Below are 25,864 nucleotides of genomic sequence, written 5' to 3' on the forward strand. Positions count from 1 at the left end.
ACACTCGTTGATCCCATCCCACGGCCCTATGGACCGGCCCTATATTGGAGATATGGGAGACACTCCCGGAAACCTGTGGTCCCACCCACAGCTGGCAACGGCGGTCGCCGGCGAGGACTGGGGCGCCGTCTTCCGCACGTATCGCAAGCTCACCAGCTTGAGTCAAACGAAGCTGGGGGAACGGATCGGCCTCGCGCAGTCGGACGTGTCCGACATCGAGCGTGAGCGTCGCCGGATCACCTCCGTCGAGGTACGGCAACGCATCGTGGCCGGGCTCGGGATTCCGGCCGAACTCCAGGCCGTAGCAGGCTTGACAGAGACCCCGGTTCCAGGGCTTTCGCTTCCGGGGGCCACGCCGGACGAGGATCTGTTGACCCGCGTGACGAGCGTGATCGATTCCTCCCATCGAGTCGACGCGGCCACCCTCGATTGGCTTGACCGCCTGCTCGCCGAGCACCGTCGCGCGGAGGACCACATCGGGTCACGGCCGCTCGTCGGCGTGATGCGCCAGCAACTCCGCACGGTCGTCGACCTCTACGCGGGTGCGCGGGGCCCGCTCGCCGACCGCGTCGTACGGCTCGCCTCCGAACACGCGCAGTTCCTTGCGTGGATGTCCCAGGACCAGGCACAGACCGCCGCAGCCTTGGCTTGGTACGACCGTTCGCACGAGTGGGCGTTGGAGGCAGGGGACGCCGACATGGCGGCCACGACGCTCAGCATGAAGGCACACATGGCATGGTCGGGAGGCCGCGGAACCAGGTGCGTCCGTCTCGCGGAGGCCGCCCGCTGGTCTGCGCCGGGCACGTCTCTCGGAGTGCAGGGCATGGCCGCGCAGATGGCGGCCAGAGGGCAAGCGCTCGAAGGCGAGGCCAATCATGCCCGCCGTCTCCTCGACGAAGCCCAGGTGCTCATCCGTCGAGCCTCCGAGCACCCCGAGGACGAGCCGGTCTGGATGTACTTCTACGACGAGACATGGTTCACCCTTCAACGTGGCATGGCAGCACTGCACCTGCGTGACTGGCAGGGAGCGGCGGACCAGATCACGGCCGGGCTCGAAGCGCTGCCGGACGAGTACCGACGCGACAAGACGTGGTACCGGGCCTGCCTCGCTCACGCTCTGGCCGGCGCCGGAGAGGCGGCACAAGCGGCATCGGTCGCGGTGGCGAGCGTCCCCGACGCCGCCGACATCGGGCGCCCGCATTCATGGAACGAACTGCACGCCACTGCTGCTGTGCTGATACGTCAAGCGTCCAAGGAAGGACACCACTTGGCGGCCGCCCTCCGAGAGTACGACTGAGGCTGCCGCCCGAGACCGGGCCTTGGTGGTATCCGAAGCGGCCCGGAGTTTCGTCGGGGCCGCCCATGGGTCAGCTCTCGCGTTCGTTGTAGGCGTCAGCGGCACGTTCGTTCAACGCGCTCCCCCATGTCTGGAAGCGGCCGCTGACCGCTCCCTTCGGCGGGTCGACCTCGGCGCCGCGTCGCAGCCGCGGGCGTCCGGAGGGGGCCTGCGGCAGCAGCCGTGCCACCACGCCGTTGAGGCGCGTCGTCACGGCGGGTGCCAGGCCATGGGCCAGGTCGGCCGCACGAGCCAGGGGCGTCAGGACCAGCCGAGTACGGCGCCGGACGACGCCCTTGACGATGCGTTCGGCAGCGCGCTGCGCGTTCATCGAGACCAGCGGCGCCCCCGCCGCCGCGGAGAACCAGCCGTACTCCTTGCTGCGTACGCCGCCGAACTCGGCCTGCAGATGCGACCCGGTCCGCATCAGCCCCGGGTACACCGCGGTGACGCTGACACCGCTCGCGGCGGCTTCGGCGTGCAGGCCTTCCGCGAGGACACCCGCGGCAGCTTTGGCACCGGCGTAGGGCAGCAGGTGGGGCACGCCCATGAGCCCGCCCACCGAGGAAATGACGCCAAGCCGCCCTCCCTGCTCGCTCTCCCTGAGGTAGGGAAGCGCTTCGAGGCAGGTGTGCACGGCCCCCATGTACATCGTGTCCATCGCGTCCCTGAACTCCTTGGCGCCGATGGCTTCCACCGGCGCCACCTGGATCACGCCGGCGTTGGCGATGACGATGTCCGGCCCGCCGCAGGCGTCGTGGGCGGCCCGGAACATCGCGTGCACCGCCTCCTGGTCGCGCACGTCGCAGACCGAGGTGTGCACGGCGACGTCGGGCCGGCGGTGGAGCAGCTTCTTCTGGGCGGCCGCGAGCTCATCGGCGTCACGGGCAGCGATGATCACTGTGCAGCCGCGGGCAGCCAGCCGGTCGGCCATCAGCAGACCAAGTCCCCGCGACCCTCCGGTGACGAGCGCGGTCTGCCCTGCCAAGGATTCTTCGGTGGTGTGTGCCATGAGCGCTCTGCGCTCCCTTCCTCGGATGGCGTCTCGGTCGTCGCCGGGTTCCCCGTCGGAACGCTTCGACCCGCGCGGCATCGGGATCTTCCTTCCGGGTCCGCCTTCTGGATCTGCCCTCTGGCGTGCCGGGCGTTACCCGTGTGCCTTCTGTTTCACCCGGTGTGCCCAGGGAACCCGGCCCTGAGTTGAGCGTGGACACAACACAACCAATCTGGCGGCGCGGTCGTGATCCGGCGCCGCAAGGAGGCGTCATGGAGCTGTGGTGGCGGCAAGCCGCCTGTGCTGACGAAGACCCCGAGATGTTCTTCCCGGTCGGCACGTCGGGCCCCGCCGAGGAGGACCTGCTCGCCGCGAAGCGGGTGTGTCATCGCTGCCCGGTCCTCGACCGGTGCCGGAACTGGGCACTGGAGACGGGGCAGGCCTCAGGTGTGTGGGGCGGAATGGGCGAGGACGAGCGGTCGAGGCGGCGACGCAACGCGAACAGGGCCGCGGCCCGCAGAACTCCGGCCAGAACCTGACCCACGGGCGGCGACGGCGGCAGATCCTGGTGCCGCCCGTGCCGCTGCCGGGCCGAGCCACGGCACGCGGGCCTGCCGTTCACCTTCTCCGGCCCACCTTGTCAGCCACGACGGCCTCTCCTTCCGGGGAGCCCCTCTGACGGTTCTGACGCGGGGGCCTGGGCCTTCAACGTAAGCCGGTCACGAGGACGTCGCCTGCTCAGCGGCGGCGGCCGCTGAAAGGGATCGCGTACGGCGAGGCCCTCACCTGAACGCAGGCCTCACCTGAGTTCAACGGCGTACGAGGCTCCGGGGAAGTCCCACCCGTCGGTGCCCTCGCCGATGTCCTCGACGATGACGTCGTCGATGAAGTGATCCTCGAACGCTTCGTCGGTGAGCTCGCCCGCCGCCCAGAGCGTCTCGATGTCGTCCCAGTGCCCCCGGCGCCCGTCGATCCGCAGGGGCGCGGCCCGTCTGGTCCCGCGGACGCGTTCGTCGGCACCGGTCTTGACCGTGCCGCTGATCTCGAATTGGCCGTTCTTGACCTGTGCGGGGATCGGTTCGGCGGGGACGAAGGCGGCGTTCTCGTAGGCGGTGTGGATCACATCGCGATAGCTGCGGCGGACGCTGTACTCGGGGTCCGACAGCCAGTTGACGAGGGTCTTGGTCGTGACGTGCAGCCCGGCGTCCTCCAGGATCCGGTAGCCGCGGTGGGTCTTGGTGAGGTGGCTGAGCTGGGCGTGCCAGTGCCGGGCGGTGTAGGAGGACAGGCGGTGGCGCGGGGTGACCTGGGCGCGCAACAGGTCACCCAGGGCACCGCCCAGCGAAGGACCGTGCCCGGTGGGGCCGGCCATCAGTCCTCACCCTCGGGGATGATCTCGCCGCGTCGGACGAACTTCACCTTCACTTCGCCGAAGCCGGTCCCGACCCGGTAGGGGGCGGGAGGCGTGGCGTCAGGCATGAAGAAGACGGCCGCATCGACGTTGCGCAGGGCGATGAGCCGGTGGCCTTCCTGGACCGCCTTGAAGGCCGTGATCCAGTGGCGTACGGACGCCTCGGCGACCATGCTCATGCGCCAGTCGGGGCGCCAGAACGGCGAACGCTGTTCCTCCCGCTTGGGCCACAGCAGACGCAGCGCGATCGACAGCCGCGTCTTGTACGCCTTGTAGGGCTCGCCACCGTCCTGGACGAGCTCGGCACGTGCTTCGCGGGCGGCCGTGTAGAAGGGCTTGAAGAGCGATTCGTTGGCCTTGCCGGTCCAGGAGTCGTGGAAAGTCAGCGGGGTGTCGATGTGCCCCTCGCGGATGAGCCGTTCGAGCTGCCGGATGTGCGGCGTGGTGACCCACACACGGCCGTGCTCGTCGGCGCTCTCGACGACCCGCCCCAGAGGGTGGGGCATGGCGGGGTGATCCCACTGGGGGATGTCGATGAGGTAGATACCGGCCTGGGCCTTGTCGAACGCCTCGAGGGGGCCGGTGTGCAGGAGCTTGTTCGGGGCCAGCGGGACGGCCGAACAGGCGGAGGGGTAGGAGCCGTTGCGGTCGATCAGACACATCACGCCGTCGCCGAACGAGTCGGGCACCAAGAGTTGGTCACGCCTGACACGCTTGCCGTTCGCGTTGATGTGGGCGACGCGTTCGCTGGTGACCTCGGGGTGGACCCAGCGCGGCTCACCGTCCATGTCCTCGCTGATCAGAGGCCAGGGGCCACTGTCGCGTTCCTCGGTACGGATGGCTTGGATGGGGTGCATCTTCGACCGGGCGACCGCGTCCTTGAGGATCACGAGCGCGGGGAAGACCACTCCTTCGGGCTCGTCCTCCTCGTCCCCCGGTGCCAGGCCGTCGGTGTCGTCATCGGCCTCGTCGTCGGCCTCGGCGCTTTGTTCGGTCGGGGATTCGGTGAGCGTCTCGGCCGGTCGCTCGGCATGCGCCTGAGTCGGTTCGCCGCCGGTGGGCTCCACCGCTGCCGCGGTTTCAGTGGCGGAGCCGGGCCCCGTGGTGGTGTAGGCGTGCAGGGCGTCGGCCAGCCGTCGGCCCTGGGCGGTGTCCGGATACGACGGATCGGCGGCGGCCAGGTCGTGCAGCGGACCGCGCAGTTCCGCGAGGGCGCCCGCGTCCCCGTCGGCCACGGCCGTGCGCAGCGCCGCGAGCAGGCGGGTGGCCTCGGCGGGCAGACCCTTGAGTGCGCCGGAGGTGAAAGGGAGCCCGGCATCGGCCAGTTCGCGCTCGGCGTCGTGTCCCCTCTCCTCCAGCGTGCCGGAGGAAACGGCGACCGGGTCTTCGGCGGCGGGAGCAGGGGCCGCGGGAGCAGGGGCCGCGGGGCCTGCGTCCAGGAATCGCGCATGGACGAGGTCGGGCCGCAGATGGGCGCGGCCGATGATGCCCAGATCCCGTTCGGCGACCGTCACACCTGTCAGGGATGCCCCCGGGGTGAGGGTGAGGATGACGTCCGCGTCGAGCAGATTCACGATGGCAGGCTCATCGGTGTCCACGACCACCAGGACCGGCACATCAAGGGTGCGGGCCAGTTCGCCCAGGACCTGGACGGCTTGCGGGAGGTGCTCTCCCGACAACGGCAGACGCGGGTTGGGGGCCCGCTGCAGGCGATCGACCACGACGAGTGCCAGGTCGTCGGCCAGCGGTGCGGTCTCCGCGATGGCCTGTGCGCTCAGGTCGGTGCCGTCGTCGATGAGCAGCGGTGCGTGCCTCAGCCGGTCGGCGACGTCCTGCTCGTGGGGGGTGAGGGTGCCGCGCTTGAGGCGTGCGTAATCGCCGCCGGCCTCCGCGGCGATGACGCGGCGGGTGATGTCGGCACTGCTGGGTCCAGAGGCCGCGTACAGGACGCGGCCGCCCTGGACGAGTGCGGTGTGGCGGGCCGCGGCGAGACCGATGAGGCTGCCGCCCGCCTGCGGCGGAGCAGCCACCAGGACCAGGCGCCCCGGGTGCAGGCCACCGGTGGCGTCGTCCAGACCGGCGAGGCCGAACGAGAGGCCCGGCACCGAGGCAGAGGTGAAGACATCGCCGATGGCGTCGCCGAGCGTGGCAAGCCTGCGGCGTGCTGTGGGCTGGGTGTTCACCGCGCCTCCTGCCAGGGCCGCGTCAGAGGCGGCCGCATCGGATGGGGTGCTGCTGATGGGGCCGTCCGCGGGCAGCAGGACGGCCACGGGGGTGGCGTAGCGGCGCAGCACCTGGGGCTGCCCGCCCGCCGCCAGCGCGACGAGCTCGCCGAGTTCCTTCTGCGCCGCGCCCAGGGCGTGACTGGCAAGGCCGTTGCTCTCCGGGCGCCGGGCGGCGGGAAAGCGGTCCAAGGGGGCAAGCACCGCGCGGACACCGCGATTGCCGATCAGTGTCGACCTGGCGTCCTGCCCCTCGGCCAGCTTCACCAGGGCGTGCAGTTCCTCACGCGCCTCGGTCACATTCCTGATGCCCGGGGCGCGTTCGCTCTCGGGTGCTTGGTCCATCCCCACAGCCTCTCTCAACTCACCACCACCCTAGCGACAATCCACCACTCCCCAGTCCAGGCTCACCACTCTTCATGCTTCAAGTCACCCTTATGCGTGCGCGTTCCCGCCAGGGGAGCCCGAGGGCTACAGATCCTGTACCGCAACCCGAGCGGTCGCGACGAAAGCCAGGAGGGATTGCCAGAAGGGGTCGTAGTACTGGTCGAAGGCTGCGAGGGCGTCGGGGTTGTCCGTGATCGCCTCGTCCAGTACGCGATACGGGGGCCTGGTCGCGAGCCTCAGTGTCTCCGCGGCCTCGGCGACGTCGTCCGGTCCTTCAAGGCTGATCACCCATATGCAGTGGCGGAGCCTGCTGTACGCCTCCCGAAGGCCGACCCGTATCTCCTTCAGCGCGGGCACCTGCTCGGCGCGGGTGCCGCCGGCCGCGTGAATGTCGGACACCGCCCAGTACAACTCGGCCATCTTGTGCGCCTGCTCGATGAGGCGCACATAGGCGGCTCTTCGCACCTCACTCACGTGCACGGAGCGCTGCATCCGCTCGGCGGTGGCCGCCTGGATCTGTGCGGCCCTGGCGGTCCCTCTGCTGGTGACCCAGCTGGCCATGACTGCGGTCCCGGCGGTCAACGATGAAATCCAGAGGGCAGAGTCGACCATGCCGGAGATCATCCCAGGCGCCGGCTCGCCGCCCTAGATCGAAACCGGCCCCGGCCCCTGCCTCTCAACACGCCTTTCACCGCGCTACGTTCCGCGCTCTCTAGGGTGGCTCGGTGCAGAGGAAACAGCCCTCCCAGTACGGGAGCGCGCTGAGAATCCGGTGCAGTGCGCAGGAGGCAACCGCACGTTCGTCCGCTCCCGGGAAATCTCCGGCGCGACGAACTTCTCCGGTCGGCTCGAAGGACTCGACCATCGCTTGGAACTGGCGCAGGTAGTCACGGGCGAAGGGAGGTTCGTAGTCCAGCTCGCTCCAGCGGTGGCCGCTCAACGCGAGTGCGGTGGCGCGCAGCACGAACTCCTTCGACCTGACACGTTCGCTATCCGTGGTGCCCCATGCGATGTCTCGCAGGTCGAATCCGACAGCCCCGCGCCCCATCATGTTCTGGTCCTGCAGCGACAAGAGGGAGGCGAAGCGGTAGTCCCACTCGTCATCGACGAGATCGGACACCGCCAGCATCAGCACGTTGACGAACACCGCTGTCCCGCCGTTGGACAGGTACAGGCTTTCCGTAGCGTCACTGAACACGTTGCCCACAGGCACACCGTACGACGAGGCCTGCGCACACCCGGAGAGTGCGAGTCCGATGACGGCCACCAGGACGGGGCAAGGGCGGTACGGGCCTACACGTCCATGTCCCGTCGGCGGTGTGTCGGCGAGGCGTCACGATGGCTGAGACTGTCTGTCGCCGGCGCCGTTCCGTCGTCGGGATGGAGCGCGGCCACGTGCCGGGGGGACAGTTCGGGCGGGGTCTCCCCCGCCGCCAGGTGCTCCAAAACCTCCGCGAGTTCCCCGCAGGCACTCTTCACCGACCGCCGGGTGGCGCGCTGTTCCGCGACCATGGCGGACAACAGGAGCGCCGTCAGCGCAGTGGCGCCGTTGAACGCCTGCAGTTTGGTCATGACCTCAACAGCAGTCAGGTCCTGGAAGGCGCCCTGCTGCTTGTTCGCCTCGAAGGTCGTCAGCACGGACGCGAACAACGCGCACAGCATGCTCCCGGCCAACTGGAAGCGCAGCGCCACCCAGATGAGCAGCGGGAAGACGAGGAAAAGCAGGCTGAGGTGGCCGAGCACCGCCAGTGGTACGACGACCACGGCTGCGAGGCCCAGGCACAGCATCTCCTTCCATCGCCTCAGCCGCAGCGGCCCAGCGGCGCCCACCAGCACGAGCAGAAGCGGAGTGACGAGCAGGACGCCCATCGCATCGCCCACCCACCAGGCCAGCCACACCGACCAGAACTCCCCCGTGTCCAGGCCGCCGGTCAGCACCTGCAGCCCGACCCCCGCCGTGGCACTGATCAGCATCGCGCCGAGCCCGCCGAGGAAGACCAGGGCCAGGCCGTCACGCAACCGTGAGATGCCTAGCCGGAAACCGACCCGGCGCAGCATCAGGTAGGCGCACAGCGGGCCGATGGTGTTGCCCGCCACGGTGACGAGCGTGGTGAGCTGGGGTGTGGTGAGGGACGCGATCACGAGAAAGGAACCCGCGGCGAGCCCGGGCCAGATCGACACGCCGTAGACGAGCAGCGCGGCGACGGCGACGCCGGTAGGCGGCCAAATGGGTGTGACGATCACTCCCTCGACGGTGAGCCGGCCGAGCAGCCCCAGACGCCCGGCCACGTAGTAGCAGGCGGCCACGGCCAGTGTCTTGAGTACTACCTCCAGGGACAGCCGGAACCGCCGGAACCGTCGAGTCACCAACACAGGGCCATCAGACACCGAGGGGACCACTTCGGCCATGTGAGGACCCCTGTCCGGGTCCAGCCGCGACGCGTACGCAGCCTCCCTCAGCGATCCGACACCGGCCCCGGCCCCGGCCCCGGCACCAGCACCAACCCCGGCACCGCTACAGCGCCCCACCGTCATGGCCCACCACAAGCACGGCGGCATCGTCCTCATGCCCCACCGTGTCCGCCAGCCGCATCACACCGCCGACGAGAGCGTTGATGCCGAGACCGGCAGCGGTGGTGATCTCGGCGAGCCGCATCACCCGCCGCAGGCCCTCGTCAAGGCTCAGCGACGGTCCCTCCACCACTCCGTCGGTCAGCAGCACCACGACCCCGTTCGTGGTGAGCCGGTGGCACACCACGGGGTACTCGGCGCCTTCGAGCACGCCGAGCGGAGGCCCACACTCTCCTTCGTCGACACCGGACCGGCCGTCGGCCGTGGCCCAGATGTGGGGGATGTGGCCGGCCCGAGCGCACTCCAGTACGCCGGTCGCCGGATCGAGCCGCAGAAAGGTACACGTGGCGAAAAGGTCCGCGCCCAGGGAGATGAGCAGGTCGTTGGTACGCCTGAGCAGTTCCCCCGGGTCCCCCGTGACGGAGGCCAGCGCACGCAGGCCTACACGGACCTGTCCCATGAACGCGGCGGCCTTGATGTTGTGCCCCTGCACGTCTCCGATGGACAGCCCGATACGGCCGTCGGGCATGGTGAAGGCGTCGTACCAATCTCCCCCGACATTGAGCCCGTGGTTGGCGGGCATGTAGCCCACGGCCAGCCGGACGCCCGGGGGCTCCGGGAGGTCGTGCGGGAGCATGCCGCGCTGCAGGGCCACCGCAAGCTCGACGCGGGAGCGCTGCATCTCCGCGAGCTCCCGGGCCCGGGCGGTCAGGGCCCCGAGCCTGGCAAGCAGCTCGTCGCCGTCGTCGGCCGCCTGCGTACGGAACATCGATCGCCCCGGTTCCGCGAGAGCACCTCGCGTCGGTTCAGCTGTCTCTCGCCTGGTGCACCACTGGCACAACCTCGCCATCAACTCTGCCCGGAGATGACCGGGCACGCACCCTGTCGGGCCTCCACCCTCAGTCCGACGGGTGTCCTACGGCAGTCCGACAGCAGTCCGACGGGAGTCCGAGCCGGCTGCGGTGGTCACAGGTAGTCGCTGCGGGTACGGCAGAAAAAAGCAAAGGCAAGGAGAGACCTCTCCTTGCCACTCTCAAGATATATCCCAGTGGGGGGCTTGCCACAAGGCCCCCATCACGGCGCAGAATCATCCGCCGACGCCACCACCTGCGGAAATCAGGGCACGACATCCGTGTCCCGTTGTCGACCGCACGGCCGCGTGGTGACGTCGAACCAGTCTCACCCCAGTACGTCGAACAAGTCCCACCCCAGTACAACGCAGCGCGGCTGCCCCGGAGGTAACGCAGTGACTGAGCAGTACGTGTTGGATCTGCAAGAAGTCGACGAGACGCAGGTCGCGGTCGTCGGCGGTAAGGGTGCGCACCTGGGCGGGCTCTCGCGGATCGAAGGCATCCGCGTGCCGCGAGGCTTCTGCGTGACGACGCACGCCTTCCGGCGGACCATGGCGGAAGCGCCGTCGCTCGAGGAGCGGCTCGACCGGCTGGCGCGTGTGAACCCTGACGACAGGGAAGAGATCCGCACGCTCAGTGCGGAGATCCGTCGGACCATCGAGGACACTCCCCTCCCGGCCGATCTCGCGACGTCGATCACCCACGCGCTCGCCCGGCACGGCGAGCAAGCCGCCTACGCCGTCCGGTCCAGCGCGACGGCAGAGGACCTGCCCACGGCCTCCTTCGCCGGCCAGCAGGACACGTACCTGAACGTCGGGGGCCCGACGGCGATCCTCCAGCACGTCAGCCGGTGCTGGGCCTCGCTGTTCACCGAGCGGGCGGTCACCTACCGCCGGCGCAACGGCATCGACCACCGTACGGTCCACATGGCCGTGGTCGTGCAGCAGATGGTCTTCCCCCGTGCGGCCGGGATCCTGTTCACGGCCGACCCCGTCACGGGCGACCGGAAGGTCGCCACGGTCGACGCGGGCTTCGGTCTCGGCGAAGCCCTGGTCTCCGGCCTGGTGAACCCCGACACCTTCAAGGTGCGCCACGGCGAAGTCGTCGCCAAGACGATCGCCGCCAAACAGCGTGCCGTGCAGCCCCTGCCCACCGGCGGCACGCAGGAAGTGAGCGTCGCCGCACCGCAGCAGGAGCAGCCGGCACTGACGGACGACCAGGTCCTGGAGCTCGTACGGATCGGGCGGCGCATCGAAGCGCACTTCGGCCGCCCCCAGGACATCGAATGGTGCCTGACCGAAGACGATGACGGTGACAGTGACGGCGACGGCGACGGCGACGGCAAGACCGTGAGCGAGGCATTTCAGATCGTTCAGAGCCGGCCGATCACCACCCTCTACCCCATCCCGGAGGCCGATGACCAGGACCATCACGTCTACGTCTCGGTCGGCCACCAGCAGATGATGACCGACGCCATGAAGCCCCTCGGGTACTCCATGTGGCAGCTGACGGCCATGGTGCAGATGCACGAGGCAGGGGGAAGGCTGTTCGTCGACGTCACCCGGCGCCTGGCCTCGCCCGCGAGCCGCACCGTCCTCCTGGATCTCATGGGGAAAGGTGATCCGCTGGTCAGGGACGCTCTGGAGACCGTCATCGACCGCGACGACCTCATCCCGTCGTTCGTGGAGGTCCCGCCGCCCCCGAAGGCCCCACCGCTCGCGGACGCGGCCCCAGCCGGGCCACCGGCCGGCGCTGCGCCCGCAGCCCCGATCGCGACCGACCCAGCCCTCGTCACCGAACTGATCAAGCGTAGCGAGGCGTCTGTCGCCGCCCTGGAGCGCGACGTCCGGACGAAGACCGGACCTGCTCTGTTCGACTTCCTCCTGGAGGCCTTCGAGGAACACAAGCGAGTCCTCGGTGACCCCTTGAGCATGCAGGCGGTCATGGCGGGGATGGAGGCCACCTGGTGGCTCAACGAGAAGCTGCAGGAGTGGCTGGGCGAGAAGAACGCGGCCGACACCCTCACCTTGTCCGCCCCCGACAACATCACGTCGGAGATGGGACTGGCGCTGCTCGACGTCGCGGACGTGATCCGCCCGCATCCGGAGGTGGTGGCCTTCCTGCAGGGCGTCCAGGACGAGAGCTTCCTGGACGAGCTGCCGAAGCTCGCGGGCGGAACCGAGGCGCGCGACGCCATCCAGGCCTACCTCGACCGGTACGGCATGCGCTGCGTCGGCGAGATCGACATCACCAGGCCGCGTTGGAGCGAGTGCCCCACCACGCTCGTGCCCGTGATCCTCGACAACGTCAGGAACTTCGAGCCGGGCGCCGCCGAACAGCGCTTCGAGCAGGGGCGGCAGAGGGCGCAGCAGAAGGAACAGGAAGTGCTGTCGCGCTTGCGGGCCCTGCCGGACGGGGACCGGAAGGCCGACGAGACCAAGGAGATGATCGACCGGATCAGAACCTTCATCGGCTACCGGGAGTACCCCAAGTACGGCATCATCTGCCGCTACTTCGTCTACAAGAAGGCCCTCCTGGACGAGGCGGAACGCCTCGTGCGCGCAGGCGTACTGCCCGAGAGAGAGGACATCTTCTACCTCACGTTCCAGGAACTCCACGAGGTCGTGCGCTCGAAGCAGCTGGACGACCAGCTCATCCCGCAGCGCAAAGACGCGTTCCGGTCGTACCAGGCGCTCACCCCGCCCCGCGTGCTCACGTCGGACGGGGAGGCCCTCACCGGGGCGTACCGGCGCGACGACGTGCCGGCCGGCGCTCTGGTCGGCCTGCCGGTTTCGGCGGGGACCATCGAGGGACGGGCCCGCGTCATCCTCGACATGTCGCAGGCCGATCTCGAAGCGGGCGACATCCTGGTCACCTCCTTCACGGACCCCAGTTGGTCCCCGCTGTTCGTCGGAATCGCGGGCCTGGTGACGGAGGTGGGCGGCCTGATGACCCATGGCGCGGTGATCGCCCGTGAGTACGGCTTGCCGGCTGTCGTGGGCGTGGAGCAGGCCACCCGCCTGATCCGTGACGGGCAGCGTATCCGCGTCCACGGAACCGACGGGTACATCGAGATCCTGCCTTGACCGACCCCGTCAAACCGAACCGCACCAAACCGGCCCCGCCGAGAGGTGGTGCCGTGCTCCGGCGGACCTGACCTCATCCGCGAGGCCGGGTGCCGGTCTCGCGCATACGGGGCGGGCAGGTCGGGTGCGGATCGATGTCCCTTCCCCCGGGGAGCCCAAGTTCCCCGGGGGAAGGCCGCGTTCGGGCCCGTGAGCCGCGGGACAGCAGGTATCCGGCCAGTGCGGCGGCGAGGCCGGCCAGCCCCGCCGCCGCGAAGCCGCCCCCTGGCACGGAGGCGTCGATCGCGACCCCGACGATCGGCGTTCCGAGCGCGAAACCCGCGCTCAGCGCCGAGGACTGCAGGCCCGTCGCCTCACCACGTACGCCGGCCGGCGCGAGTCGCATCACCGCGTCGGCCACCGTGGAAAGGGTCGGCGCGACGAGCAGCCCCGAAAGGGCGACGGCCACGCACAACCAGGGCCAGTCGTGGGCCAGTCCGGCCGGGATGGTCGCAAGGCCGAGCAGACCCAGCAGCAGCCATGTCGGCACCGGCCGGGACAGCACGCCGTAGACGAGCCCGCCGACGACAGAGGCAGCGCCGTACGTCGCCACGACCACGGCGGCCCAGGACACTTGGCCGGCTTCTTTGAGGGTGGCGACGATGGCCAGGTCGGTACCGCTGAGGAGCATCGTGGTGCCGAATGCCATCATGAGCATGGCGATCATGCCCGGGCCGAGCCACTCCCGGCGACGCGGGCGTACGACCGTGCCGGCGCCCGCCTCGTCCTTGGTGCGCAGCGGCGGGTTAAGAAGGGCGATGCCCGCGCCCCCGACCACGATCGCGGCACCGACACCCCAGGCCACCATCTCCGGGGACCATTGCGCCGCGCAGAGGATCACGATCGGCGGGCCCATGATGTACGACAGCTCGCCCTGCACGGATTCCAGCGCGAAGGCGGGGCGGCGCTGTTCCGCCGTCGTCATCGCGGCGATCGCCTGCCGGGTCACCGGCTGAGCCGGCACCATCAGCAGCCCCGCCACGAAGGCGGCGCCCAGCAGGGTCCCGTACGGCAGGATCGGCACGCTCAGCCAGAACACGACCTGGACCACGACAGTTACCGGCACCACCACGCGCAGGCCCCGCCGGTCGATCATGCGGCCGAGCAGCGGCCCGCCGAGCGCCAGTCCGGTGGTGAGCGCCGCCGCGACACCGCCGGCCGCCGCATAGCTCATGTCCAGACCCAGCACGACGTACATCGTCAGCGCCATCACGTCAGCCGTGATCGCGGCTCGCGCGAGCAGGGAGATGCCCAGCAGCGGTGCCATCCCTGGCACGGCGAGTATCTGTCGGTATCCGGTCACGTGTGTGACGCTAATTCCCGCGTCACGACATAGGTAGAGGTTATTTCGCTGGAGCTGCCATAGTAATTATTTATGGCCAAGGACCTTGAGACCGCGTTGCTGCGGTCATTCGTCGCCGTCGTTCGGGCGGGCAGCATCAGCCGCGCAGCGACCACGCTGGGCAGGACCCAGCCGGGGCTCAGTCAGCAGGTCCGCAAGCTCGAGAGCGCCGTCGGCCGCCCGTTGCTCTACCGATCGCCGTCCGGTGTCTCACTGACCCGGGCGGGCGAGGAGCTCCTGCCGTACGCCGAACGCATCCTCTCGCTCAGCGCCCAGGCCCTCACCGAGACCGGGCGCGCGCTGACCGGCCGTTGCGGCGTCGGGCTGCTCGAAGACCTCGCCGCGGCCCAGCTTCCACAAGCTCTCGCCGACCTCGCCCGACTGCACCCCGGCGCGACGCTGGAGGTGCTCAGTTGTTCCACCGCCGAGATGCGCGAGGCGTACGAGGCCGGCCGCGTACAACTCGTGCTCGACGAGGTGCCGGTGGTGCCCGCACCCCCGCGCTGGACGGTCCGCCGCCCGCTGGTCTGGGCGGTCGGCCAAGGCGTGGACGTGACCGCCGATCCCCTGCCCGTGGTGCTTTTCTCGGGTCCGTGCACCTGGCGTACGTCGGTCCTCGAGACCCTGGAACGGGCCGACCGGAGCTGGCGGGTGGCGTTCGAAAGCAACAGCCTGGTCGGCGTACTCGCCGCGGTACGGGCCGGGCTCGGCGTCGCCGCACTCATGCCCACGAACCTCGAACCCAGCATGGTCGGCCACGACACGAACGCCCTGCCCACCCTGCCGGACATCGAACTGGGCCTCGCACGACACCCACGAACCGAGGGCGATCCACTGATCGACGCGGTGGAGACGGCGCTACGACGCACACTCTGAGGACGAGCGCGGCAGTCAGCGAACGCGGCGGATACGGATCGGACCGCGAGCTTTGTCCAGATCGACGGTCCGGCCGCCCTGGGTGATCTCCACCTCGCCGGCCGTCACCAGCCGCCGGGCCGCGCGACGGGCCGGCTCCATGAGCTCACGCCAGCCGTCACCGTCCCCTTCGTACACCGCCCGCGCGGCATCGGACGGGCAGATGGTCGCATCTGCCGCACGCCCGTCAAGCAACTCCACGATGACACGCTCCAGGCGCTGCTCGATCGGCCGTTCCTTGTCGCTCACGACGCCAGTGTGGCACCACCAACACCGAAAGCCGGGCACGTCCGCCCCCCTCGGCTCGCGACGGGACTGTCACAACAGTCCAAGATCGCTTGACCCCACCCCCGGGAGTCGAACAACAGTGTCTTTGTTGATCACAGGAGCGGGCGATCAGTGGATGCTGAGTGCGCTCTACGGCGGAAAGAAGAGGGGGCCGCATGAGCGAGACCTGCGTCATTCTCGACATCGGTGGCGTGCTGGAGGTCACGCCACAAACGGGGTGGATTCAACGGTGGGAAGAACAGATGAAGTTGCCGGCGGGCTCAGTGCATGAGCGGATGCACGACGTGTGGCACGCCGGAAGCATCGGGAGCATCAGCGAACGTGAGGTGCACGAGCAGGTAGCTGCGCGCCTGGGTCTCGACGAACCTCAGGTATCGGCTTTCATGACCGATCTGTGGGCGGAGTACCTGGGGATGCCGAATGGCGACCTCATCTCCTATGTGCGGGAGCTGCGGGGAAGATGCCGCCTGGGCATCCTGAGCAACAGCTTCGTCGGCGCCCGGGCGCGGGAGACGTCGCTGTACCACTTTGACGACCTGGTGGAACAGATCGTCTACTCGCACGAGATCGGCATCGCCAAGCCGGACCCGCGAGCCTTCGAGGCCGCATGCGCCGGTTTGGATGTGCTCCCGGAAGACTGCCTGTTCATCGACGATGTCGCGGTCAACGTCGAAGCCGCCGAGGCGGTGGGCATGCAGGGGCATCGGTTCGAGGACAACACCCGGACGATCGATCGCATCGCAGCTCACCTTGCTGCCGGTCCTCGAGCGCCACAAGGTGCCTCGCCCCTCTGATCTCGGCCCGGCTTCGGCACCGGTCGATGTCAGACCTCTCTGCCACGATCTCCGCATGGGATTCTTCGATGATCTGGTGTTACCCGAGGAACCGGCCGCAGAACGCACCGCGTTGGTCCGGCTGAGTCCGCCGGGAAGTGACGCTGCACGCTTCACACCGCCCACCGAGTGGTTCGCACCGGTGCTGCACTCGCAGTTGGCGGTGGTCGGTTCCGGGGCGCACGCCCGGGTGGCGATGACGGGCTGGTCCCTGTGGCCGCACGCGGCGACCTTGCATCTGTCGGTCTTTCGCAGCGCCAGATGGTCCAGCACTGAGGGCGGACGGCAGTCCGGGCTCCGGATCGGCCTGCTGTTCTGTGACGGGCGCCGGGTGACCTCACTTGACGCCAAGGTGCAACGCCCTCTGCAGTGGACGAGGCCGGACGGCCAGGAGACCACGGTTGTCACGGATCAGGCCGTCGGGCTGATCCGGCTGGACACCGGGCTGCACAGGTCCCGCCGCTCTCTCTTCAAGAGCGACATCGATCTGTATCTGCCGGAACTTCCCCCGCCCGGCGAGGCACAGTTGGTCGTCGAGTGGCCGGACGAGGGCATCACGGAGACGCGCACGCCGATCGATGCCGCTGCGTTGGTCGCCGCGTCGGCGAGGGCTCTCGAAATCTGGCCAGGCCTTGAAGCACCCGATCCGGCGGAACAACCGGAGACCTTCGCGACCTTCGAGACGGACGGACCGCCCGCCTTTCTGGCTCCGCCGCTGACACGACACCAGCGCACGATGCTGCGCCGCCAGGAGGAAGAACGGCTGCGCTACCTTCCCAGGCCCGACTGGGAACGCATGGCTTACGGGGATTGGGGGGACGCAGCGGTGGTCCGGGCTCGCCTGCACGCCGGCGCGCCGCCCAACGCACGCGTCCAAGGTACGACTCCTCTGCACCTCGCGGCGGAGCGCGAGGCAGCTGAAGCGGTCACCGCACTCCTGTCCCACGGCGCCGGAGCCGACTCTCACGACGAGGAAGAGCACACGCCACTGTGGTACGCCGCCTGCACCGTGAACGAGGCCAGTGTCCGTGCGCTGATCGCCGCTGGGGCCGACGTGTGGACACCGCAGACGGGACCGTGGTCGCCGGGTCGGCTACTGATGACCACATCGCTCGCAGGACTTGTCGCGGAACTGCCCGGGAGGGTGGAGCTGCCCGCCGACGAAGCCGCTGCTTTCCGGGAGGCGGACGCGCTCATTGCGGCCTGCGGCGAGCAAGAACTGTGGACCGAGGGACTCGGCCTCTGCTTCGTACGGGGACTGAGTGAGGAAGAACTGATCCTCCGCCTCAGCGCTGACCCCACCCGATGCCCGACGGCGGGTCTTGAGTACGCCCCCTTCGCCCTGACGGACCATGACGCGACCCTCCGCTATGTGGGGGTGACAAGCGTGGCCGGCACACCGGGCGGCTGTGTGATCACCCAAGAGGGATACATGCCGAGCGACGACACCCTGCTGCAAGCGATATCCGCGGACACCGTGGCGTACGGCATTTACTTCAACCCCAAGGGCGGTACCTACGGAACCTTGGCCCGCAACGGTGAAGTCGTAGTGCGCGAGGAGATCGGCCTGCCGCCGGGTGAGTCGGATCCATCGAGCCACTGGCACTTCCGCTTCTGGCAGCGACAGCACACCTTCCCGCACGACGCCAACATCCTCGCCTACGCCGCCGCGTCAGCCGGTCTGCGCATCAGTAACGCCCAGGAGGCCCTGGACCGCCGCTCGCCGCGCCGCTGGGTGGAGCTGCCTGCACGACTCCGCCGCTGAGAGATCCGCCGCCGAGAAGAGCACCTGCTGAGGTGCACGTCTGAGGTGCACGACCTGCCTGGTCGCATACCCTCAGGGGCACACCTTCGCCACCAGGGTCGCCAGCGCCTCGCCCAGTGGTAGTTCGATGCGTTGGGTTGCCCAGCGGTCGCCTCGGGTTGGGCCCTGGTTGACGATCAGGACCGGCGTGCCTGACTCTGCCGCCTGGCGCACGAAGCGCAGGCCGGACATGACGGTGAGGGAGGAGCCGAGGACGAGCAGGGCGGCGGCGTCATCGACCAGGCGGCGGCAGTCCGCGACCCGTGCTGGGGGGACGTTCTCGCCGAAGAAGACGACGTCCGGCTTGAGCACCCCGTCGCCGCAGGCCGCACACGCCACCACCCGGAATTCGCGTACCGCCTCATCCGGCAGTTCCACGTCGCCGTCCGGATTGACCCGCGCGGCACGATAGCGCTCGGCGGCGGCCTCGAACCCCGGGTTGGCCTCCCTCAGCCGATGGTCGAGCTCCGCTCGGGTGCTGCCTCGCCCGCAGGTCAGGCAGACCACCCGGCTCAGGCTTCCGTGGAGCTCGATGACGTTTTGGGCCCCGGCCGACTGCTGCAGCCCGTCGACGTTCTGGGTGATCACGCCGGTGACGAAGCCCGCGTCGGACAGCGCGGTCACGGCCCGATGACCGGCATTGGGACGCGCCTGCGTCATCGCCCGCCACCCCAGCTGACTGCGCGCCCAGTACCGCCGTCGAGCGTGCTCGGCGCCGATGAACTCCTGATACGTCATGGGCGTGTGCCGGCGCAGGGAACCGTTCTCGCCGCGGTAGTCCGGGATGCCCGACTCCGTGGACAGCCCCGCACCGCTCAGCACCACGACCTGGCCCGCGCGCACCGCCTCGACGACAGCAGTGAGGTCGTTCGAGGCCGGGAGCAGACCGGCAGTGGGCTCCCAGGTCAACGTGGGTCGCATCCGCATGCCTGCCAGCTTACGTCCGCGCTCACGCCGGGGCAGGCAGGTCCATCAGCGCGAGCTTGGCCGGGTCGGTCACTGCCGTCATCTCGGTGATCCGCCCGTCGACGACGGTGAACGCGAGGACCGACAGCGGGGTGCCGTCCTCGTGCCAGGAAATGACCCCGGGCAAACCGTTGACGATCGCCGCATGCCCCACTGCGGCCGCACCGGCGGCCAGCTTCGCGCCCGAGGCCACCTTGGAGGCGCCGAGGACGACGGCCACACCGTCGGGGGTGTCGACGGTCAGTTGTACGTCGGGGTCGAGCAGTCGCAGCAGCTCCTCGAACTCACCGAGCCGAGCCGCCGCCAAGAACGCCTTGACCACCTCACGCTGTCCTGGCCCGACGCCCGACGGCCGCTCGGTCGACCGCACCTTTCTGCGGGCGCGGCTGGCGAGCATCTTGGTGGCGTCGGTCGACTTGCCGAGGATCCGGCCGATCTCGTCGAAGGGCACCGCGAACAGGTCGTGCAGCACGAAAGCCAGCCGTTCGTTCGGCCGGAGCGACTCGAGTACGACGAGGAGCGCGAGCCCGACCGAGTCCGCGAGCATCGCGTCCTCCTCGGGTACCACCCCGTCGTCGAGGGTCACCACGAGCTCGGGGAGCTGGTCGCCGTAGGGCGCCTCGGGGCGGGAGCGGCGCGAGCGCAGGACGTCCAGGCTGATCCGGCCGACCACCGTCGTCAGCCAGCCGGCGAGGTTGTCGATGGCCGCCGCGTCCTGGCGGGAGAGCCGCAGCCATGCCTCCTGGACGGCGTCCTCGGCGTCGGCGTGCGATCCGAGCATGCGGTAGGCTACCGCGCGCAGCCGGTCCCGCTGGGATTCGAACGCCGCGGCCATGGGGTCTGTCGGGTTCGCCGGGCTGGTGTCGCGCATCTTGTTACCTTCCTCAGAGCTGCTCCGTCGTAGGTGATGACGGGCCCGAACGGGCTCAGGTAACCGATGAAGGAGCAGACCGATGGAAGCACGTTTGAAGAGCGCGGTAAGTCCCGACCTGATCACCGCGATCCAGCACCTCCACAAGGTGATTGCCGCCGGTGGTGTCGACCAGCACCTGCTGACGCTGGTCCACCTGCGCGCCAGCCAGATCAACGGCTGCGCGCCATGCGTCTTCGCCAGCGTCACGGGGGCGAAGAAGGCGGGCGAGACGGACGACCGGCTGCACCACGTGGTCGCGTGGCGCGAGACCCCCTTCTACACCGAGCAGGAGCGCGCAGCGCTCGAACTGACCGAGGCTGCCACCCGCCTCCAGGACGGCGCAGCGGGCGTGACCGACGAGATCTGGGATGCCGCCGCCGAACACTTCAGTCAGGAGCAACTGGGCGCGATCACCATGGAGATCGCGCTGACCAATTTCTTCAACCGCATCAACCGCACGACCCGGGAACAGGCCGGCAAGACCTGGTGAGGCGCACGGGGCACGGCCCTGTACGGAGGGCCTGCTAGAAACGGCGTCATGACCTACCGTTTCGTCGCGTGTGAAGCCGGCACAGAGATAGACCCGGACGGCGACTTCATCGAGGCCGGCATCTCGGACCGCGATGGCTTCCGCGCGGTCCTTGCGAAGGTGCTCGCCTACGGCCGCGCGGACGCTCGCCCACTGCTGGTCGCGGTCTGAGAGGGCGTACGTCCCTGCCCAGCCCCGCGGTTCACGTCGCCAGCACGTCCACCTTCGGAAGGGAACGGTGCCGGTGGTGCGCCTCCGCGATGGCCTCCAGCGCGGGGCGGTCCAGCGCGCGATAGGCGAGGACGAGGAGTTCGTGCGCCAGGGCCTCGCGGTCCGGGTCGCCCGCCGACGCCCAGTGCAGGTCGCGCCCCAGGAGCAGCGCCTCCGTGGGATCGCCCTGCGCGCAGCGGCGGCGGGCGTCCTCCACGTTCGCCCGCAAGGCGGCGGCATCGTCGAACAGGTCGTACATGTAGGTCGCGAACTTGTACTCGTCGGCGCCGCGGTGCCCGGGGCGGTCCAGGGTGGAGGCGCCTGAGGCGAGCCCGCCGGCTCCGTCCAGCGTGGTGATCCGGTCCGGGTCCACGGGTCCGGTGGCCCTGTCGTACTTCGAGGAGTAGGCGAGACCGACTTCGGGCCGGTCCCCCGTCTCCTCGGCGGTCAGCGCGGCACGCAGCTGGGCCAAGTGATCGCGTCGTACGTCCGCCTCTTCGTCTCGTACGTCGTCCTCGATGTCACGCCAGACTCGTTCGAGGAGGGCGCGTACCGCCTCCAGCGGCGTGCTCGCGGTGGTGTCGATCCCGTCGCCGTCGTTGTTGTAGTAGGAGGCAACCGTGCTGCAGGTGCGACCGTCGTCGAACCACAGGCCGTAGTGCAGGCCGTCCGTACCACCGTGCATGAAGGTCAGGAACTCGGGCGGGTCCCGGTAGTAGCGGCCGTGCACGCGTACGTCGATGTTCTCGACTGGCATCCGCTCAGGGTCGGCGAACAGGTCCATGATGCCGAACGGCCTGATCCCGATATCCCCCAGCGCGCGCTCTTCCACCGGGCCGAGTGACTCAAGGAACCGCCAGAACCGGAAGATCGACTCGGGCAGCTCCAGGCCCCAGTCCCGCAAAACGCGCGCTTCGACGGCGGCTCGTGCTGCCGGATCCTGTGAGTTGCCGCTCATCGAAAAGCCCCCATGTCGTGGCGTACGTACGCCGAATCTCTGCGCTGAAAGGTGAGGTTATCGAAACCCCGCGCACGGTCGACACGGCCTCCTCCTGCGTTGCTGACCCCACCGTGGTCAGGTCGCATCAGGCAGGCGAAGAGAGCCGACCCGGTGAGCGCCTGTCGGATGGCTCTCTCAGAGGGGGTCAGTCCGGCTGCGGTCGACCAGGGAGTCCGTCACGCCCCAGTAGTGGACGCCTCTGACAAACAAGCCCGGGGAATGATCGCCCCGGCGCGCATGGATCCCGCGCGGCTGGGCACCCGGCGAAGGCTGGAAGGGGAGGGCTGTACGCCTGGGGAGGTCGAAGGACCTCCCCTTCCACCACCGAGTCGCCGCAAAACGCGTTTCGCCCCGGAGCAACTGCGCTCGCCGCGTCAGCACCCATTGCTTCGCATCAGTCACCAGTAGCTTCGCGTCAGTCACCACTTGATCCCGGCCGCCACCGGCAGGTGGTCGCTGCCCGTTTCCGGCAGCACCCACGCATTCGCCGGCTCCACACCCCTGACCAGGATCTGGTCGATCCGCGCCACCGGGAAGGACGCCGGCCAGCTGAAGCCGAGGCCATCGCCGGCCTCGTCCTGCGCCGACCGCAGCTGCGAGGTGATGCCGGCCAGCGCGCGGTCATCCGTGGTGCCGTTCAGGTCGCCGAGCAGGACCACCCGCTCGTTCCGCTCGGCGGCGACGGCCTCGGCGAGCGCCTTCGCGCCGCGATCCCGGTCGTCCGTCGTGAAGCCGTCCCTGGGAACCACGCGTACGGAACCCAGGTGGGCCACATACACCGCCAGCGGACCTTGGTCCGTGGCCACCGTGGTGCGCAGCGCGCGGTTGTAGGCCAGCTTGACGTCGGCCGGCTTGCTGTCCCCCAGCGGTCCGTAGTCCATCTCGGTGTCGACCGGCCGAGTGTCGGACAGCGGCAGCTTGCTCCACAGCCCGACCGTCCCCTTCGCCACGTGATACGGATACGTCTTCGCCAGGGCCTTCTCGTACAGCGGCTTCGCCTGGGCACTGATCTCCTCCAGGGCCAGTACGTCCGCCTCGGAGGCGGCAAGCGCGCGGGCGGTGCCGGACGGGTCGGGGTTGTCGGCGCCGACGTTGTGGCTGGCCACGGTGAGGTCGCTGCCGGGGTGGGACTTGTCGGTGAGCATCCCGCCGAAGAGGTTCAGCCACACCGTGACCGGTACCAGCAGCGCGACAACCGCGGAGGCGGAGCGACGCCACAGCGCACCCGCCAGAAGCACGGGGACGAAGAGGCCGAACCATGGCAGGAAGGTCTCCACCAGGCTGCCGAGGCCCCCGTAGTTCGTGATCTGTGTGTGCAGCAGCATGAACAGACCCAGGAGCAGGGCCAGGGCGGCGAGCACCGGGCCACGCTTCCAGGGGCCCGCCCAGCCCGGCCCGCCCGGCCGGCCGCGGACACCCTGGTCGCCCTGGTCGCGCTCGTGGCCCTGGCTGGCCTCTTCCTCCGTGTCGACCTGCACCACGCTCTGTTCTCGCTCGCTCACGTTCACTGCTGCATCCTCGGGTCCTCGGTGGGGTCGGCATACGTACGCGGGCAGCCGTGATCGACCGCTTCGGGGCGTAGTTCGTAGTGCCACGGTTCGTTCTTGTAGATCTGGCACAGCCCGTACTCGGCGCCATGCTCGGTGAGCCACTTCGTGGCTTCGGAGTGGCCGAGGTCGGCCGCATCCCCTGACACGTGGGGAGACGTCGCCGCGGTGGCCACCCATCGGGCCGCCTCGTCCTCAGACCCGTGCTCGGCGACCGCTTCGCGAAGAAGCTGGTTCTGATAATCCGCGGAGCGCCAGCCGCTGTTGACGTAGACCTTGACGCCGTCGTACGACGCTTCCGTCGCGGCCCGGCGAAGGGCCTTGAGCAGCTCCGGGTCCAGGCCGGTCACGGCCGGCGTCGTGTCGTCGAAGACCGTCACGCCGTCGGGGACCACGCCGTCCTCCTCGCCGAGCGCATCGCGGTGACGGTCCCCGTCCCGGTCCCGGTCCCGGTCACGGTCACGATCGCTGCCGAGCGAGTGCAGGGGTGATGCGGCCGAGGAGGACGAGGGCTTGAGTAATCGCCCGCCGAGGGCCGCGGTGATCGCCGCTATGACGACTGCCAGGCCGAGCAGGCCAAGCAGCCCTACGGCAAGGCGCCGGCGCATCCGTCGAGGCATCCGTAGAGGCATGCGTCGAGGCATCCGGCCGGGCATGGTGCGTGCTGATGGTGGGGTTCGCGTCATGCCGCCAGTCAAGGCAGCAGAGTGTTGCCGGCACGTATGCGGTTTTCGATACGCCGGCGATATGCGCCCACTCGTAGCATCGAGAGCATGCGCGTGTTGATCGTCGAGGACGAGCCCTACATGGCGGAAGCCATTCGCGATGGCCTACGCCTGGAAGCGATCGCGGCCGATATCGCGGGTGACGGCGATTCCGCTCTGGAACTGCTGAGCATCAACGCCTACGACATCGCCGTACTCGACCGCGACATCCCCGGGCCTTCCGGCGACGAGATCGCCGAGCGCATCGTCGCCACCGGCAGCGGGATGCCGATCCTCATGCTCACCGCGGCCGACCGGCTTGACGACAAGGCATCGGGGTTCGAGCTCGGCGCCGACGACTACCTGACGAAACCGTTCGATCTGCGGGAACTTGTCCTCAGGCTCCGGGCGCTCGACCGTAGGCGTGCCCACAGCCGGCCTCCGGTCCGTGAGATCGCGGGGCTGCGCCTTGATCCGTTCCGACGCGAGGTCTACCGGGACGGCCGTCACGTCGCGCTGACGCGCAAGCAGTTCGCCGTCCTCGAGGTCCTGATCGCCGCCGAAGGGGGTGTCGTCAGCGCCGAGGGACTCCTGGAGCGCGCATGGGACGAGAACGCCGACCCGTTTACCAACGCCGTCCGCATCACCATCTCGGCGCTGCGCAAGCGGCTCGGCGAACCCTGGATCATCGCCACCGTGCCCGGCGTCGGCTATCGCATCGGAGGCGACGGTGGATAGATCCCGCGGCCTCAGCGTCCGACTCAAGCTCACCCTCAGCTACGCCGGGTTCCTCCTGCTCGCCGGTGCCTTGCTGCTCGCCGCCGTGAGCTGGTGGCTTCTGAAAGTGGGGTGGTTGCAGACCAACAAAGCGGGGGCATGGACCGCGACTCCGGGCACCACGTTCGTGCGTGGGTTCGCTCCCATCGCTGCCGCGGTCATGGTGTTCCTCCTGGTGTTCGGCCTCCTCGGAGGATGGGTCCTCGCGGGCCGTATGCTCGCCCCTTTGACCCGTATCACGGAGGCCACCCGCACTGCCGCGACAGGGTCGCTCTCGCACCGCATCCAGCTGCCCGGCCGCCAGGACGAATTTCGCGAACTCGCCGACGCCTTCGACGCGATGCTCGCACGGCTTGAGGCACATGTCGCCGAGCAGCGGAGATTCGCGGCCAACGCCTCGCACGAGCTGCGCACCCCGTTGGCCATCTCGAAGTCACTTCTCGACGTGGCCCGCAGCGACCCTTCACACGACACCGGCGAAGTCCTTGACCGCCTGCACGCCGTCAACACCCGAGCGATCGACCTCACTGAAGCATTGCTCGTGCTCAGCCGGGCCGGCCAGCGGTCCTTCACCCGGGAACAGGTCGACCTGTCCCTCATGGCGGAAGAAGCCACCGAGACACTGCTCCCCCTCGCAGAAAGGAACGGCGTCACCATCGAGACCCGCGGTGACGTCACCCCCGCGAGCGGTTCGCCGGCGCTTCTGCTGCAGCTGACCATGAACCTCGTGCACAACGCGATCGTGCACAATCCGTCCGGGCGGGGCAGGGTGTGGGTCACTACCGGCGCCCGTCCCGGCACCGTGCTGCTCACGGTCGAGAACACCGGCGAGAAACTGACTCCGCACCTGGTCGCGACACTCACCGAACCGTTCCAGCGCGGCACCGAGCGCCTTCACACCGACCACGCGGGCGTCGGCCTCGGCCTGGCCATCGTCGAGACCATCACCCACGCGCACGACGGCACACTCACCCTCACTGCACGCCCGGAGGGTGGACTCCGCATCACCGTGGAACTACCGGCGGCAGCACCGGACACGGACCGCTAGTAGGACTCCGTTAAGTTGGTGCTGATCTGCGGTTTCTGGGCAGCGGCTGCTGGCAGGTGGTGCAGATACCGGTCCAGCACCTCAAGGTGTC

General features: G+C 69.1%; 24 protein-coding genes. 10 read left to right on the forward strand and 14 right to left on the reverse strand.

Features of this window, described 5'->3' with window-relative positions; translation table 11 throughout:
- Positions 1 to 52 precede the first annotated feature (52 nt).
- Positions 53 to 1,297 (forward strand): helix-turn-helix transcriptional regulator, encoded by a 1,245-nt coding sequence (locus tag AB0M70_RS31535; protein WP_365825249.1) that lies wholly within the window; start codon positions 53 to 55, stop codon positions 1,295 to 1,297.
- 70 nt (positions 1,298 to 1,367) lie between these two features.
- Here AB0M70_RS31535 and AB0M70_RS31540 read toward each other — a convergent pair whose 3' ends face one another.
- Positions 1,368 to 2,348: an SDR family oxidoreductase gene (locus AB0M70_RS31540; RefSeq protein ID WP_365825251.1), complete on the reverse strand. Its 981-nt coding sequence runs from the start codon at positions 2,346 to 2,348 to the stop codon at positions 1,368 to 1,370.
- Between the two features lie 254 nt (positions 2,349 to 2,602).
- Between AB0M70_RS31540 and AB0M70_RS31545 the strand changes: the two genes are divergently transcribed.
- Entirely contained in the window at positions 2,603 to 2,869 is a 267-nt protein-coding gene (locus AB0M70_RS31545; RefSeq protein ID WP_365825253.1) for a WhiB family transcriptional regulator, read from the forward strand.
- Between the two features lie 260 nt (positions 2,870 to 3,129).
- Here the strand turns inward: AB0M70_RS31545 and AB0M70_RS31550 are convergent, their stop codons facing one another.
- The 6 genes from AB0M70_RS31550 to AB0M70_RS31575 form a co-directional block, all read right to left on the reverse strand.
- Positions 3,130 to 3,702 carry a hypothetical protein gene (locus AB0M70_RS31550; RefSeq protein ID WP_365825255.1) on the reverse strand — a complete coding sequence of 191 codons (573 nt, stop codon included), beginning with the start codon at positions 3,700 to 3,702 and terminating at the stop codon, positions 3,130 to 3,132.
- Positions 3,702 to 6,308, reverse strand: coding sequence for a DnaB-like helicase C-terminal domain-containing protein (locus tag AB0M70_RS31555; RefSeq protein WP_365825257.1), 2,607 nt, complete (start codon positions 6,306 to 6,308; stop codon positions 3,702 to 3,704). The genes AB0M70_RS31550 and AB0M70_RS31555 overlap by 1 nt, the downstream gene beginning before the upstream one ends.
- Before the next feature lie 126 nt (positions 6,309 to 6,434).
- Positions 6,435 to 6,911 carry a hypothetical protein gene (locus AB0M70_RS31560; protein ID WP_365825259.1) on the reverse strand — a complete coding sequence of 159 codons (477 nt, stop codon included), beginning with the start codon at positions 6,909 to 6,911 and terminating at the stop codon, positions 6,435 to 6,437.
- Positions 6,912 to 7,062: 151 nt separating this feature from the next.
- Positions 7,063 to 7,557 (reverse strand): hypothetical protein, encoded by a 495-nt coding sequence (locus AB0M70_RS31565; RefSeq protein WP_365825261.1) that lies wholly within the window; start codon positions 7,555 to 7,557, stop codon positions 7,063 to 7,065.
- An 86-nt stretch (positions 7,558 to 7,643) separates the two neighbouring features.
- Entirely contained in the window at positions 7,644 to 8,723 is a 1,080-nt protein-coding gene (locus AB0M70_RS31570) for an MASE1 domain-containing protein (protein WP_365825263.1), read from the reverse strand.
- Between the two features lie 142 nt (positions 8,724 to 8,865).
- A complete protein-coding gene (locus AB0M70_RS31575; RefSeq protein ID WP_365825265.1) occupies positions 8,866 to 9,690 on the reverse strand; it encodes a PP2C family protein-serine/threonine phosphatase in 825 nt (274 codons plus the stop codon).
- A 477-nt stretch (positions 9,691 to 10,167) separates the two neighbouring features.
- Between AB0M70_RS31575 and rph the strand changes: the two genes are divergently transcribed.
- Complete coding sequence (rph, locus tag AB0M70_RS31580; protein WP_365825267.1) at positions 10,168 to 12,858, forward strand: rifamycin-inactivating phosphotransferase; 2,691 nt, start codon at positions 10,168 to 10,170, stop codon at positions 12,856 to 12,858.
- A 73-nt stretch (positions 12,859 to 12,931) separates the two neighbouring features.
- On the opposite strand, the gene AB0M70_RS31585 is transcribed toward rph, so the two are convergent.
- A complete protein-coding gene (locus AB0M70_RS31585) occupies positions 12,932 to 14,200 on the reverse strand; it encodes an MFS transporter (RefSeq protein ID WP_365825269.1) in 1,269 nt (422 codons plus the stop codon).
- Between the two features lie 72 nt (positions 14,201 to 14,272).
- Here AB0M70_RS31585 and AB0M70_RS31590 point away from each other — a divergent pair, with 72 nt between their 5' ends.
- The gene (locus tag AB0M70_RS31590) at positions 14,273 to 15,115 is read left to right on the forward strand and encodes a LysR family transcriptional regulator (RefSeq protein ID WP_365825271.1); all 843 of its coding nucleotides are present in this window, start codon (positions 14,273 to 14,275) and stop codon (positions 15,113 to 15,115) included.
- Between the two features lie 15 nt (positions 15,116 to 15,130).
- Here AB0M70_RS31590 and AB0M70_RS31595 read toward each other — a convergent pair whose 3' ends face one another.
- Entirely contained in the window at positions 15,131 to 15,403 is a 273-nt protein-coding gene (locus AB0M70_RS31595; RefSeq protein WP_365825273.1) for a DUF3253 domain-containing protein, read from the reverse strand.
- 194 nt (positions 15,404 to 15,597) lie between these two features.
- On the opposite strand from AB0M70_RS31595, the gene AB0M70_RS31600 reads away from it, so the two are divergent.
- Positions 15,598 to 16,236, forward strand: coding sequence for an HAD family phosphatase (locus AB0M70_RS31600; RefSeq protein WP_365825275.1), 639 nt, complete (start codon positions 15,598 to 15,600; stop codon positions 16,234 to 16,236).
- Between the two features lie 55 nt (positions 16,237 to 16,291).
- Positions 16,292 to 18,040 (forward strand): ankyrin repeat domain-containing protein, encoded by a 1,749-nt coding sequence (locus tag AB0M70_RS31605; RefSeq protein WP_365825277.1) that lies wholly within the window; start codon positions 16,292 to 16,294, stop codon positions 18,038 to 18,040.
- 72 nt (positions 18,041 to 18,112) lie between these two features.
- Here the strand turns inward: AB0M70_RS31605 and AB0M70_RS31610 are convergent, their stop codons facing one another.
- Positions 18,113 to 19,006, reverse strand: coding sequence for an NAD-dependent protein deacetylase (locus tag AB0M70_RS31610; RefSeq protein WP_365825279.1), 894 nt, complete (start codon positions 19,004 to 19,006; stop codon positions 18,113 to 18,115).
- Between the two features lie 22 nt (positions 19,007 to 19,028).
- Positions 19,029 to 19,916, reverse strand: a complete 888-nt coding sequence (locus AB0M70_RS31615; RefSeq protein WP_365825281.1) for a sigma-70 family RNA polymerase sigma factor — start codon at positions 19,914 to 19,916, stop codon at positions 19,029 to 19,031.
- Positions 19,917 to 19,998: 82 nt separating this feature from the next.
- Between AB0M70_RS31615 and AB0M70_RS31620 the strand changes: the two genes are divergently transcribed.
- Complete coding sequence (locus AB0M70_RS31620) at positions 19,999 to 20,448, forward strand: carboxymuconolactone decarboxylase family protein (protein WP_365825284.1); 450 nt, start codon at positions 19,999 to 20,001, stop codon at positions 20,446 to 20,448.
- Between the two features lie 48 nt (positions 20,449 to 20,496).
- The gene (locus AB0M70_RS31625) at positions 20,497 to 20,658 is read left to right on the forward strand and encodes a hypothetical protein (protein WP_365825286.1); all 162 of its coding nucleotides are present in this window, start codon (positions 20,497 to 20,499) and stop codon (positions 20,656 to 20,658) included.
- 31 nt (positions 20,659 to 20,689) lie between these two features.
- Here AB0M70_RS31625 and AB0M70_RS31630 read toward each other — a convergent pair whose 3' ends face one another.
- The 3 genes from AB0M70_RS31630 to AB0M70_RS31640 all read right to left on the reverse strand — a co-directional run bounded on the left by AB0M70_RS31630 (position 20,690) and on the right by AB0M70_RS31640 (position 23,852).
- The gene (locus AB0M70_RS31630; RefSeq protein ID WP_365825288.1) at positions 20,690 to 21,655 is read right to left on the reverse strand and encodes an ADP-ribosylation family protein; all 966 of its coding nucleotides are present in this window, start codon (positions 21,653 to 21,655) and stop codon (positions 20,690 to 20,692) included.
- A 461-nt stretch (positions 21,656 to 22,116) separates the two neighbouring features.
- Positions 22,117 to 23,058, reverse strand: a complete 942-nt coding sequence (locus tag AB0M70_RS31635) for an endonuclease/exonuclease/phosphatase family protein (RefSeq protein WP_365825332.1) — start codon at positions 23,056 to 23,058, stop codon at positions 22,117 to 22,119.
- Positions 23,059 to 23,201: 143 nt separating this feature from the next.
- On the reverse strand, positions 23,202 to 23,852 hold the full coding sequence (locus AB0M70_RS31640; RefSeq protein ID WP_365825290.1) for a M15 family metallopeptidase: 651 nt from the start codon (positions 23,850 to 23,852) through the stop codon (positions 23,202 to 23,204).
- Between the two features lie 165 nt (positions 23,853 to 24,017).
- On the opposite strand from AB0M70_RS31640, the gene AB0M70_RS31645 reads away from it, so the two are divergent.
- The gene (locus AB0M70_RS31645; RefSeq protein ID WP_365825292.1) at positions 24,018 to 24,686 is read left to right on the forward strand and encodes a response regulator transcription factor; all 669 of its coding nucleotides are present in this window, start codon (positions 24,018 to 24,020) and stop codon (positions 24,684 to 24,686) included.
- Positions 24,679 to 25,773, forward strand: a complete 1,095-nt coding sequence (locus tag AB0M70_RS31650) for a HAMP domain-containing sensor histidine kinase (RefSeq protein WP_365825294.1) — start codon at positions 24,679 to 24,681, stop codon at positions 25,771 to 25,773. Before AB0M70_RS31645 ends, AB0M70_RS31650 begins: the two co-directional genes overlap by 8 nt.
- Positions 25,774 to 25,864: the final 91 nt, after the last annotated feature.

Origin of the sequence: Streptomyces sp. NPDC051214 (genome assembly GCF_040682375.1) — a bacterium.
GTDB lineage: Bacteria > Actinomycetota > Actinomycetes > Streptomycetales > Streptomycetaceae > Streptomyces.